The 12,097-nt window shown below is 59.9% G+C and carries 12 protein-coding genes; all 12 read right to left on the minus strand.

Features of this window, described 5'->3' with window-relative positions:
- Nucleotides 1-154: 154 nt before the first annotated feature.
- Nucleotides 155-1,225 carry a peptide chain release factor 1 gene (gene prfA, locus ACPV0M_RS10045; protein ID WP_425622189.1) on the minus strand — a complete coding sequence of 357 codons (1,071 nt, stop codon included), beginning with the start codon at nucleotides 1,223-1,225 and terminating at the stop codon, nucleotides 155-157.
- Nucleotides 1,209-2,177 carry a DUF1385 domain-containing protein gene (locus ACPV0M_RS10050; protein WP_425620509.1) on the minus strand — a complete coding sequence of 323 codons (969 nt, stop codon included), beginning with the start codon at nucleotides 2,175-2,177 and terminating at the stop codon, nucleotides 1,209-1,211. Before ACPV0M_RS10050 ends, prfA begins: the two co-directional genes overlap by 17 nt.
- 119 nt (nucleotides 2,178-2,296) lie before the next feature.
- Nucleotides 2,297-2,500, minus strand: coding sequence for a 50S ribosomal protein L31 (gene rpmE / locus ACPV0M_RS10055; protein WP_425620510.1), 204 nt, complete (start codon nucleotides 2,498-2,500; stop codon nucleotides 2,297-2,299).
- A 487-nt stretch (nucleotides 2,501-2,987) separates the two neighbouring features.
- Nucleotides 2,988-4,259, minus strand: coding sequence for a radical SAM protein (locus ACPV0M_RS10060; RefSeq protein WP_425620511.1), 1,272 nt, complete (start codon nucleotides 4,257-4,259; stop codon nucleotides 2,988-2,990).
- A 233-nt stretch (nucleotides 4,260-4,492) separates the two neighbouring features.
- A complete protein-coding gene (locus tag ACPV0M_RS10065) occupies nucleotides 4,493-5,365 on the minus strand; it encodes a peptidoglycan DD-metalloendopeptidase family protein (RefSeq protein ID WP_425620512.1) in 873 nt (290 codons plus the stop codon).
- Nucleotides 5,366-5,602: 237 nt separating this feature from the next.
- The gene (gene rho, locus ACPV0M_RS10070; protein ID WP_425620513.1) at nucleotides 5,603-7,075 is read right to left on the minus strand and encodes a transcription termination factor Rho; all 1,473 of its coding nucleotides are present in this window, start codon (nucleotides 7,073-7,075) and stop codon (nucleotides 5,603-5,605) included.
- Between the two features lie 328 nt (nucleotides 7,076-7,403).
- Nucleotides 7,404-8,051, minus strand: a complete 648-nt coding sequence (gene fsa / locus ACPV0M_RS10075; RefSeq protein WP_425622190.1) for a fructose-6-phosphate aldolase — start codon at nucleotides 8,049-8,051, stop codon at nucleotides 7,404-7,406.
- Nucleotides 8,052-8,242: 191 nt separating this feature from the next.
- A complete protein-coding gene (locus tag ACPV0M_RS10080; protein ID WP_425620514.1) occupies nucleotides 8,243-9,106 on the minus strand; it encodes a class II fructose-1,6-bisphosphate aldolase in 864 nt (287 codons plus the stop codon).
- A 114-nt stretch (nucleotides 9,107-9,220) separates the two neighbouring features.
- Nucleotides 9,221-9,880, minus strand: coding sequence for a hypothetical protein (locus tag ACPV0M_RS10085; protein WP_425620515.1), 660 nt, complete (start codon nucleotides 9,878-9,880; stop codon nucleotides 9,221-9,223).
- A 59-nt stretch (nucleotides 9,881-9,939) separates the two neighbouring features.
- Nucleotides 9,940-10,302 carry a response regulator gene (locus tag ACPV0M_RS10090; RefSeq protein WP_425620516.1) on the minus strand — a complete coding sequence of 121 codons (363 nt, stop codon included), beginning with the start codon at nucleotides 10,300-10,302 and terminating at the stop codon, nucleotides 9,940-9,942.
- Nucleotides 10,303-10,390: 88 nt separating this feature from the next.
- Nucleotides 10,391-11,017 carry a YIP1 family protein gene (locus ACPV0M_RS10095; protein WP_425620517.1) on the minus strand — a complete coding sequence of 209 codons (627 nt, stop codon included), beginning with the start codon at nucleotides 11,015-11,017 and terminating at the stop codon, nucleotides 10,391-10,393.
- 41 nt (nucleotides 11,018-11,058) lie between these two features.
- The gene (gene sppA, locus ACPV0M_RS10100) at nucleotides 11,059-11,970 is read right to left on the minus strand and encodes a signal peptide peptidase SppA (RefSeq protein ID WP_425620518.1); all 912 of its coding nucleotides are present in this window, start codon (nucleotides 11,968-11,970) and stop codon (nucleotides 11,059-11,061) included.
- Nucleotides 11,971-12,097: the final 127 nt, after the last annotated feature.

Consider the following 12,097-nt stretch of genomic DNA (forward strand, 5'->3'; position numbering starts at 1 on the left):
GGTCCCTACTACTACTACTACTACTTCTCTCCACAATTTGCCTTAGCGTTCTCTTTTACCTTGGCGACCTTGGCGGTTCGGTCAATGTAAAGTAAAATTGCGGGAGTACGACACCCGCAGCTTTAGTCACAAAGTCCACCTGCCGGCTAATGGTTTAGCCTTCGACTTGCTTGAGCCTGTCGGCCTGGTCCGTGCTGATCAGGGCCTCGATCATCTCGTCGATGTCCCCCTCGAGGAACTGTTCCAGCTTGTAAAGCGTCAGGTTGATGCGATGGTCGGTGACGCGGTTCTGGGGGAAATTATACGTTCGGATGCGCTCGCTGCGGTCGCCGGAGCCCACCATCGACTTTCGCGTCGAGGCCATCTTGTCCTGCTGTTCCCGCTGCGCCTTGTCGAGCAGGCGCGCGCGCAAGACCTTCAAGGCTTTGTCCTTGTTCTTGTGCTGTGACTTCTCGTCCTGGCAACTCACCACGATCCCGGTCGGCAGGTGGGTGATGCGTACCGCCGATTGGGTCGTGTTCACCGACTGTCCTCCCGGACCGGAGGAACAGAAAACGTCGATGCGGATGTCCTCAGGCTTGATCTCCACGTCCACTTCCTCGGCCTCCGGCAGGACGGCGACGGTGGCCGCCGAAGTGTGAATGCGGCCGCCGGACTCGGTTTCGGGCACCCGCTGGACGCGGTGCACGCCGCTTTCGAATTTAAGCCGGCTGTAAGCGCCCTTGCCCTGGATGGACACGACGACTTCCTTGACCCCGCCGAGGTCGGTGATGTTCGAGCTTAAGAACTCGGTTTTCCAGCCCATCCGCTCGGCGTAGCGCAGGTACATCTTCAGGAGGTCGGCGCCGAAAAGGGCCGCTTCCTCGCCGCCGGTGCCGGCGCGGATCTCCATGATAACGTTCTTCTCGTCGTTGGGGTCCCGGGGGAGCAAAAGGATTTTTATCTCGCGCTCCAGGCTTTCTTTCCGGGCCTCGAGGTTCTCCAGCTCCTCTTCGGCCATCTCCCGGAGTTCGACATCCTTCTCCTCTTCGAGAAGGGCTTCCAGTTCCTCGATATCCTTAACCGTTTTCTTGTACTCGCGGTACTTGACCACGACGTCCTCGAGTTCGGCGTGGCTCTTGACGAGCTGCCGCCAGCGCTCCTGGTCCTGAATGACCCCGGGATCGCTGATCAGGCCCGTAAGCTCCTCGTATTTGTTTTCGATGTGATCAAGCTTGGCAAACACTTTGTCCACCTTCTTCCGCCGCTACAACGGATTTAAAGGCCGTCAGGGCCACTTCGATTTGCTCGTCGTCCGGCTCGCGCGTCGTCAGCTTCTGCAGCCACAATCCGGGCGCCATGGCCGCCTTCCAGAAGAGGCTGTCTCCGCGGCAGGAGGACTTCTTGATAAACTCGTAGCTTAAGCCCGCCACCACCGGCAGCAGGAGCAGACGCGACAGGAAACGCCACCACAGCGGTTCGGTCGGCAGCAACGAGAAGAGGATGATGTGGACCACCATCACGACCATCAGGAAACTGGTCCCGCAACGCGGGTGCAGGGTCGAAAACCGCTGGATGTTGGGAATTGTCAGCTCCGCGCCCGCCTCGTGGGCGTTGATAACCTTGTGCTCGGCGCCGTGGTACTGGAATACGCGCTTGATGTCCGCCATCCGACCGACCAGTAAGACGTACAGCAGGAAGACGGCGACGCGCAAGACGCCCTCGAAAACGTTCTGCGCGACCTGGCCCTTGATCACCGGCAGGGTCAGGTGGGCAACCCCCACGGGGAGCAGCACGAAGAGGACGATGGCCAGGGCAAAGGCGACCAGCATGGTCAGGGCGATCTCCCACTTGGTGAGCGGCTTCTCCTCTTCGCCCGCGGCCTTGGACGCCGAGAAACTCAAGGCCTCCAGGCCGAGCACCAGGGAATCGAAAAGGACGACGGTGCCCCTGATAAAGGGCCACTTCAAGAAGGGGAAGCGCTCCGTGATGCTGCTGACTTTCCTTTGCTCCACAACGATGGACCTGTCGGGGGTCCGCACGGCCACAGACCAGGTAAGCGGTCCCCGCATCATCACGCCTTCGATTACGGCCTGGCCGCCGTAGTTAAAAGGCTTCCTCATCAGGGACTGTTGAAAAACTTCGCCTTCCGCGCCATGCTCGTTTTTGAACAGTCCCGGTTTTTTCAACAGGATCATTACTCTCTCCCATTAAGGACGCCGCTTCAGCGGCGTCCGCACTAAGCTGTTAGCACTTGGCATTGGGATAAAAGAGATAGCAGAGCCGGCGCTCTGCTAATTCTCGTACTTACGCTAACCTACTTAGTGAGCCCGTACTTCCTGCGGAAGTTTTCCGCCCGGCCGCGAACCTCGACGGTGCGCTGCGTACCGGTGTAAAAGGGATGACACTTGGAACAGATGTCCACCTTCATCTCCTTCTTGGTCGAGCCGACTTCAAAAGCGGCCCCGCAGACACAGGTGATCTTGGCCTTTTCATACTTCGGATGAATCTCTTGCTTCACAAACGGCACCTTCTTTCTCTCTTGGAGTGAAACCGCAAGTATTATAGCACAATCGCGAGAGGCCATACAAGCAAAACCTATGCTATTTTCCAACCGCCAAGTACGCCAAGTACGCCAAGAGGGAAGGGTTACTACCCCCACCCCAACCCTCCCCCTCGAAGCGGGAGGGCGAGGGGATGGGTCGGGTGCAACCCAGCACTCTCAACTCAAAGAGCCGTCTGCAAACTAAGTTAACCTGTTGTCCTCTGGACACTACAAGGTTAGTTATACCTGCTACGTGACTCTCTAAGTTGAGTGCTGGGTTGAGTGCTGGGTCAACCTCTTAACCTTCAAGGTTCAATCCCAATGCCCAATGCTCAACGCTCAGTGCAAAAATGCCTTAGCGGTCTTGGCGACCTTGGCGGTTCATAATAATAAGGTCTCTGCCCACCTTGGCGCCCTTGGCGGTTTAATCCCCGGTGACCTTGACAGTGCAAATTGCCGATTGCTAGCGTACAATGCCGTTACGGCTTACTTCTTTGGTATAATTACCGACGGTAAGGCCCGGTATGGCCTTGAGGCGCCGGATCAGTTCCCTGATCCCGAGCAGTTCGCCCTTTCTCCCCGGCAGACGGGCGAACAGGTAAGCGGGGTCGATGTTGAGGTTGCGCAGTTGGACCATGTCGACGAGGCCCCGGCCAATCAGCCCATCCAGCGCATCCACCTCTTCATCCCTGTCCGTCAGGCCCGGCAGGACGAGCAGGTTTATCGAGACGTAAACCCCTCCCCGCTTCGCCTCGGCCAGAGAGGCCAGGACGTTGTCCAGGGTAAAACCGCCGGGGCGGTGATAGGCCTTGTAGACCTCCTCCCTGGCGCTGATCATGCTCACGCGGACGCTGTCCAGGCCCGCCTCGATCACGCGGGCCAGCGCCCGGGTATCGCCCGCGTTGGTGTTGACGTTGATCGTCCCTTTGCCGGTCCGACGGCGGATTTCCCGGATGCTTTGCGCCAGGACGTCGGCCTGGGTCAGGGGTTCGCCCTCGCAACCCTGGCCGAAGCTGACGATCGGCTCAACGGCCTCCTCGAGGTGCGGGACGGCCAGTTCCACAACCTCGGCGACCGACGGCACAAAGGCGATGCGCTCCTGTGAAGACGGGCAGCATTCGGACTTTTGCAGCGAGATGCACCCCAGGCAGGCGGCGTTACACCCGACCGCGACGGGAATACCGGCCTCCCACCGGCGGTAGAAGAGGTTCTGGGCGGTGAGGCAACGGTACTCCAGCGCGCACCGGGCCAGGTGCTCGACGAGCCTGTTCGCCGGGAACCGCTTGCGCAGGTCCTTGATCCGCCCGGGCAAGGTCGGATCGTTATACAGAGCGGGGTTCCACTTGAAGGCTTCGTCGGTCTCCAGGGCGGCGACGTAAAGCGTCCCTTTTCCGGCGCCGACCGCCGTGTAGCCGTACAGCGGCAGGCGGCGCGCCCCTTTTTCGGCCTGGTAGGCCGGGAGCCCCGTGCGCGTAAAGCCGGCAGGCAGGACGGCCGCTACGGCATAGAGCCCGCCGCCCCGGCGCTCGCCCGCGTCGCGGACCGCCCTGCCGGAGGATGCATCCCAGGCCACGGGCCGCCGGCCGGGCAGGAGCATCAGGTCGGCCCCCTCCGGCAGCGGGATCGGATCAAAACGCGCAAGCGGAACGGTCCTGGCACCGTCCCAGGCCGCCGCCGAAAGCTCGGGGTCTTCGTAGAGGTTGCCTTCCTCGTCGGCATAAAGGAGTTTAAACACGGCATCACACTCCGGCCAACCGGCACGAAGTGCCGGGAAGTAGGACGTAGGACATATGACTTATGATATGAATTGAAGGCTTGATTCTTTGAGATAAACATCACTTAATATCATAAATTATAAGTACGTGTCTTGCACGGCATTTACGTCTTAAGTGTTGGGGTCTTGTATCATATGTCTTACGTCCTACAGTCTTATGTTTAAAATCTAAGAAGCCGCCTTACGGCGGCTTCTTAGATTTTCTCTCCACCCGGCAGCACCATGGCCGGGTCATGCGGCTCGCCGTTCCACCGCACCTCGAAGTGCAGGTGGGGACCCTGCGAACGCCCCGTCGACCCGACACGGGCGATCGGCTTTCCGGCCTGGACGGTCTCCCCCTCCTTGACCAGCAGGCGGGAACAGTGACCGTAGTAAGTCGTCAAGCCGTCGCCGTGATCGAGGATGACCAGGAGTCCGAAGGTCCCCGCCGGTCCGGAAAAGCTTACGGTGCCGGCACGGGCCGCCCGGATGACGTCGCCCTCGTCGGCGGCGATGTCGATGCCCTTGTGCATGCGGCCGTCGCGCATGCCGAAAGGCGAGGTGACCGCCCCGCGCACCGGCCACATCAACGGCCCCCACTCGGTCCTGGCCGGCAGGGCCAGCGAGCGCACCGGCACCACGATCTGCTGCCCCTGGACAATCAGGTTGGGGTTCCTGAACCTGTTCGCCTTGACCAAGTCGTTCACGCTGACGTTATACTTCCTGGCGATATCCCACAGGGTCTCGCCCGCACCGACGCGGTGGCGGATGTCCCGGGGTTTGCCGTCAGGGATGACCAGTTTTTGCCCGACCCTGATACAGTCATGGTCGTCTATGCCGTTAGCCATAGCCAGGCTGCTCACGGTCACCTGGTGGCGCCTGGCGATCGTCCATAGAGTGTCCCCCTTTTGGACCTGATAAAAGCGCGGCTCGTCAGTGTTGACGATTTCGCTCAGCGGTCTGTACGACGGCGCCTTTGTCTCACTTGTTTTAATCAGCTCATGGTAGCGGGCGTTTGCCGGGATGAGGACGGCCAGAACCAGCCCCAACCCCACAACGCCGATACCTATTATTTTGCGAGTGTTCATAAAGCTCACCCATCTTCCAAGAGGCCGGGTAACTCTTTTTTCACAACCTCTTGCGCGGAAAACGTTTTGCCCGGAGGCCGGCAGAAAAAACGGCGCCCCGGTTTTGACCCTCCTTTTGGTCATTCGCCAACTAGCATTACCGGAAACGGGGGGCTTTATACAGAAAATCGCAAGGCGTCATGTAACGCCTTGCGATTGCTGTTGGCTGTTAAGCTGTTTGCCGTTTGACTACCGTTATTACGTTCCTGCGGCGCCCCTTCTGCCGTTTTCGTAGGCAGGCAGGGGCGGGCCCGCGGCCTGCTTGAAGACCTGGAAATTCCGCAGCAGTTCCTTGTTGGACCTGGTCCGCCTCATCTCTTCGATCATGTGGTCGATGGCCTCCCAGGCCGTCATCTGGTTGGTGAGCTTGCGGAAGTACCACATCAGTTCAAGCTCGTCCTTCGAAAGCAGCAACTCTTCCTTGCGCGTTCCGGACCGCTGCACGTCGATGGCCGGGAAGATGCGGCGGTCGGCGATGCGCCGGTCGAGGACGATTTCGCAGTTGCCCGTTCCCTTGAATTCCTCGAAAATAACCTCGTCCATCCTGCTCCCGGTCTCGATCAGGGCCGTGGCCAGGATGGTTAGGCTGCCGCCCTCCTCGACCTTGCGGGCGGCCCCGAAGAAACGCTTGGGCTTGTGCAAAGCCGCCGGGTCGACGCCCCCGGACAGGGTGCGCCCGCTGGGCGGCACGACGAGGTTGTAAGCACGGCCGAGGCGCGTGATGCTATCCAGGAGAACGGCCACATCGTGTCCGTGCTCCACCATCCGCTTGGCGCGCTCAAGGACCATCTCCGTGACCTTGACGTGGTTTTCCGGCGGCTCGTCAAAGGTGGAGGCCACGACCTCGGCATTAACGGAGCGCTGGATGTCGGTAACCTCTTCAGGACGTTCGTCGATCAGCAGGATGATCAGGTAAATCTCGGAATGGTTCGCCGTAATGCTGTTGGCGATATGCTTCAAAAGCGTGGTCTTGCCCGCCTTGGGCGGGGCGACGATCAAGCCGCGCTGTCCCTTGCCGATCGGGGCGATGAGGTCGATAATCCTCGTGGCGATGATCTCGGGCGTCGTTTCCAGGACGATTCTCTCCTGCGGGTAAAGGGGCGTCAGGGCGTCAAAGTGCGTGCGCGTGGCGGCCTTCTCGGGGTTTTCTCCGTTGACCTGCTCGACGCGCAGCATGGCCAGGTACTTTTCACTGTCCTTGGGCCTCCGTACCTGACCGGACACCAGGTCTCCCGTGCGCAGGCCGAACCTCCGGATCTGTGACACCGACACGTAGATATCGTCGTTAGAGGGGAGATACTGGTGGGGGCGGAGAAAACCGTATCCTTCAGGCAAGACTTCCAACACACCCTGGGCGACAAAGAGCCCGTTTCTGTCCGGGCCTGGCCGGCTTACGTCGGTGAACCGGGCCGTTTCGGGGAGCCGGGGCGCCTCGCGGGCCGGGGGGGCGACGTCCCTTTCCGGGGGCGTCTCCGGCTGCGGTGCTCTTTCCGGGACCGGAGGGCTTTCCGGAACCGGGCTCGCTTCCCGCGCCCGGTTCATTTCCTGCGCCCGGGTGATCTCCCGGATCAGTTCCTGTTTCCTGTACCGGTAGTAGCCCGGAATATTAAGCCTCCTGGCGATGGCTTGCAGCTCACTGACCGTTTTGGTGGCAAGGTCTGTAATGGACAAGGGCATCCCCCCTACGAGACCGTTGACATTGAGAAGTGGGAGTTGTAAGGTGTGAGGTGAGTCCGATGTTACGCCACCAACGACCCACATCCCAGATCCCAAATGGACGGCCTCTGATTAATTCTTCAGAGTTAGGTAGAGGCTCTCATACGCTTTACTTCCGTAACCCAGTCGTACGCATTTTGCAAGGGTTTTCTTGAGGACACTGTTGTCTTGTGTATAACCACATGGAAAACATTTTATGCTCAGGGGCGGGTCAGACAATTAGCTGGCCAATTGAGAAGTGGGAAGTGCGAGGTGAGAGGTCCGACTTCCCACTTCTTACCTCTCATTTCTGGTTGAGCTTGGCCCAGTCGTCCAGGAACTTTTTGATCCCCACGTCGGTCATCGGGTGTTTGACCATCTGCATCAGGACGCTGAAGGGAACGGTGGCGATGTGCGCGCCGCACCGGGCCGCCGCGGTCACGTGCAGGGGATGGCGAATGCTGGCCGCGATGACCTGGGTGGGCAAGTCGTGGATTTCAAAAATATCGACGATCTCGCGCACAACTTCCATCCCGTCGTGACCGGCATCGTCAAGCCGCCCGACGAACGGGCTGACGTAGCTGGCCCCGGCCAGGGCGGCCAGGAGCGCCTGGTTGGCCGAAAAAACGAGCGTAACATTGCACTTGATGCCTCTCGTTTCTAGTTCCTTGACGGCTTTGAGGCCCTCGGCCATCATCGGGACCTTGATGACGATGTTGGGATGGATCCCGGCCAGTTCCTCGGCCTCGGCGATCATCTCGGGAGCCCGGGTGCTGATCACTTCGGCGCTGACCGGACCGTCGACGATGCTGACGATCTCCCTGACCACTTCCTTGAAATCCCGGCCTTCCTTGGCGATGAGCGAGGGGTTGGTAGTCACCCCCGAGATCACGCCCAGGGAAGCTGCTTCCCGGATTTCGTTGACGTTTGCGGTATCGATGAAGAGCCTGATCTTTAACACCTCCGGTGTTGATGTAGGACTTAGGGCGTAAGACGTAGGAAGTTGGAGGACTGGAAGCTGGCAGTTGGATATATGAGTCAAACGCCCTAGACTTCGAAGAATTTTGATGTTGAGACAAAGGATATTTTATAGCTTGTGGACCGACTTCTTAAGTCCTAAGTCCTATGTCCTATGTCCAACATCTAGATTTCGGGGGCTTTGCCGGAGCTGCCGAAGATCCTGATTTTCTCCCTGATGACGGCGACCGCGGCCTCCCGGGCCGGGCCGAGGACCTTGCGGGGGTCGATCTCGCCGGGGTCGGCTTCCAGCACCCGGCGCATGGCTTCGGTGAAACTCTGGCGGATGTCGGTATCGATGTTGACCTTGCAAACCCCCAGCGCGATCGCCCGGCGAACAGCGTCGGCGGGCACGCCCGAAGACCCGTGCAGGACCAGCGGGATGTTGACGGCCTTCCTGATGTGCTCCAACCGCTCGAAGTCGAGCCTGGGCTCGCCGCGGTAACGCCCGTGGGCCGTACCGATGGCTACCGCCAAAGAATCCACGCCCGTAGACTCGACAAACAGCCCGGCCTCCTCCGGATCGGTAAAAAAGGCGTCGCGCTCGCTGACGGAGATGTCGTCCTCGGTGCCGCCAATGCGGCCTAGTTCGGCCTCGACCGAGACGTCCACGGCCCTGGCCACCTCGACAACCCGGCGCGTGAGGGCGATGTTCTCCGCGAGGGGGTGGTGCGAACCGTCGATCATCACCGAGGTGAAACCACCGCGGATGCAGCGGACCACCTGTTCGAAGCTGGTGCCGTGATCCAGGTGAATGGCGACCGGGACCCGGGCCTGGCTGATCGCCGTTCGGGCCATGGCCGCGATGAAGTCCAGGCCGGCGTACTTGATCGCTCCCTGGCTGGCTTGCAGGATAACCGGCGCCGATTCTTCCTCGGCCGCCCGGATGATGGCCTGGACGATCTCCATATTGTTGCAGTTAAAGGCCCCTACTGCCCAGCCACCGGACCGGGCTCTTCTCAGAATTGCTGCTGCAGGTACAAGAGGCACTTGTGAAGTCCTCCAAACAATCAGTTATAAGTAGCAGGTTACCATATATGGGCATCGGGCCTTGATCAGCACTCAGTGCTATTATTCCCGGCCTCCGGCAGCTTTACTGACGGCTTACTTGTTATCGTGTTTCCGGAAGGCGTGTTCGGGGACGTCAGGCAGGGTGCACCAGGAGAGTTCGATCTTCTTCAGCGCCTGCAGGGAAAGGGCATCCTGCTCCGATTCGGCCTTGACAACCTTAACCCGTTTACAATGACGGCAGTGCAGTTCGATTCGGTCGGGGAAAATCTCCAGCTCGATCTGGTTGCGCCCGCAGGGACAGCAGAGGTTGCCGTCCTCGGCCAGGCTGTGCACAAAACTCAGGGCGGAAAGCATGATCTCGGCGTTTTTGAAGTAGGTCTGCCCGCCCATTTCCTCTACCAGGGTTTCCAGGGCCGTCTGCTGGCCTTTAAGGTACTCTTTGACCTTCGCCCTCGGACCGATCTGCCCCAGTTCCAGGCCTGTTTCCTGGCACGAAAGGTGAATGATTTCCCGCGGCCAAAGCTCTTTGGCCGTCAGGCGGTAGAGGTGGGTGGCTTCGCATACGATACAGTTGATCTCCAGCCAGAAACGCTTGTGGTCCCGCGTGGCGATCACGGCGAGCAGCGTTTTGCAGGAACACTTGATCTCCCGCCTTTTTTCCCGGCAGAAGATAAAGCGCGAAACGACATGCAACCCGAGCCGGCCGCAGTCGGGACAACAGAGAGCGAGCGTGGTGTCGGTGTTGACGACCAATACAAGAACCTCCCACAAGCTAGTTCGCCAGCCTAGACACGAATTCCTCTTGCGCAATTCTAAGCGGAAACGTAGGCCAACACCTTCCGGACGATTTTGCGCACATCGTTGAGGTCAAAGGGTTTGAGAATAAGGCAGCGAACACCCATCCTCTCGGCCTCACCGGGATCGGATAATTCACCGTAAGCAGTGATCAGGATAACGGGCACGTTGGGACTGATCTTGTGGATTTCGCGCAGCGTCTCCAGGCCGCTCATCCCCGGCATCTTGAGGTCCAGCAGAATCAGCTCCGGGGTTTCCTGCTTCACCTTGGCGAGGGCTTCCCGACCGTTGGAAGCCAGTTCGACGCTGAAACCGTCATTGGTCAGGGCCTCGAACAAAAGCTGCCGGATTGCCGGTTGGTCATCCACGACCAAAAGCATCCCCCATCCCACCATTATGCAAAATATATCCATGGGTTCGCGGCGACCGAAGGGGAATCCTGCTTTTTGAAAGGCAGGAAGTGGGAAGTTAGAGCGGGGGTAATGGCAGACTCGGGGCGGCCGTGATCAGTCCCAGGACGGCCAGCCCGATTAATCCCGCAAGCAACACAATAAGCACGACCGCCGGCAGGAAAACAACGGCGAGGGCGCGGGCCGTCTCCATCCGGTGCATTTCCCGCATGCCCACGACCAGGAGGACGACACTCCAGATAAAGAGGCCGACGCTCGCCAGGCCCGGAATGAAGCCGGCAGATTTGCCGGTAAAGAGCAGCGACAGGCTCTGGACGGGAAACATGAACAGCCCGGGGAGGCTCGCCAACCCGTAAGCGACAAGGGTGGCCCGGGCGTGGCCCGTTCCGCCGAACAGCTGGGCGACGAGGTGCAGGACGGCGCCGTAGCACAGCCATTTAACGTACCACAAGAAAAAGCTGCCGAGGGCGATGCCGACACTCAGCCCCGCCCCGACCGCACCAAACACTTCATGGGGCGCCAGGCGCAGGGTGAAGAGACCCATCAGCACGGCGGCCGCGTTTAATATCGTAATCAGGATAAAGGTCGTCCCCAGCGGCGGGCTTTCGGCCAGCCTGCGAAAGGTCGCTACGGGGTCGAACAGGACGCCGTAAACAAGTTCCAGCAAATTAGTATGGCTTGACAATTGATTTCTCCCCACTTCCCCTGGCTGGCGCCAGTGTCAGCTTATCTTTGCCTGATCACCGGGTCGGTGAGCAGCCAGGCGCCGGGGTCGATCATCCGACCCAGCGAAGAAAACCCTGACGACAGCCAGCTCCAGAAATCGGGGACGCCGATCTCCACCACCCTGGGCTCGCCCTTGATGCCCGCCCGGTCGGCGGCGATCCTGATGGCATCCTCGAGCCCGCCCAATTCGTCGACAAGGCCTAATCCTTCGGCCTGCCTGCCGGTATAGATGCGCCCGTCGGCCAGTTGCAGTACCCGTTCCCTGCTCAAGTCACGGCCTTGGGCGACGACATCCACAAACTGATGGTAAATGTCATCCACCATTCCCTGGAAGATGGCCCGTTCTTGCTCGGTCACCGGCCGGGTGGGTGAACCCATGTCCTTGTGAGGGCCGCTCTTGAACACCTCGTTCGAGATTCCCAGTTTACCGTACAGTTCCTGCACCTGGACGGTCTCCAGAATCACGCCGATACTGCCCGTGATCGTCGCCGGGTTGGCTACGATGGTGTCGGCCCGGCAGGCGATCCAGTAGGCGCCGGAGGCCGCCACGTCGCTCATCGACACGACGACGACCTTCCCGGATTCCCGGAGGCGCGTGACGGCATCGGCTATTTCCTGGGAGGCGGCCGCACTGCCGCCGGGGCTGTTCATCCGTAGCACCACGGCCTTGATCGCGTCATCTTCCCTGGCCATATCCAGGCGTTCCACGATATCATCCGCAGAGGCGTTGGAGGCAAAAGGCCCGGATGGGGCGCTGCCCACAATCATTCCTTCGATCGAGACGACCCCCACGGCCTCCCCGCCGGCGCCGTAAGCGCCCGGTGCCCCATTACGGGCACCGATGACCGCGGCCACGACGATAGAAAGGAGGGCCACCCCCAGGACAACGGCAGCCCAAACTTTACGTGACACTTTTACACCCCCGATAAAAAGGTATAACACTTGACCTACTCGTGTATAACGCTGGGCCGGTGTTGGATGTTGGATACTTGAAGGGATTCGGCTGAGCCGAATTCCCGATCAAATAAAGCTGAACAGC

The organism is Desulfosceptrum tomskiensis (assembly GCF_049818055.1).
Classification (GTDB): domain Bacteria; phylum Bacillota; class Desulfotomaculia; order Desulfotomaculales; family JASEER01; genus JBFLVT01.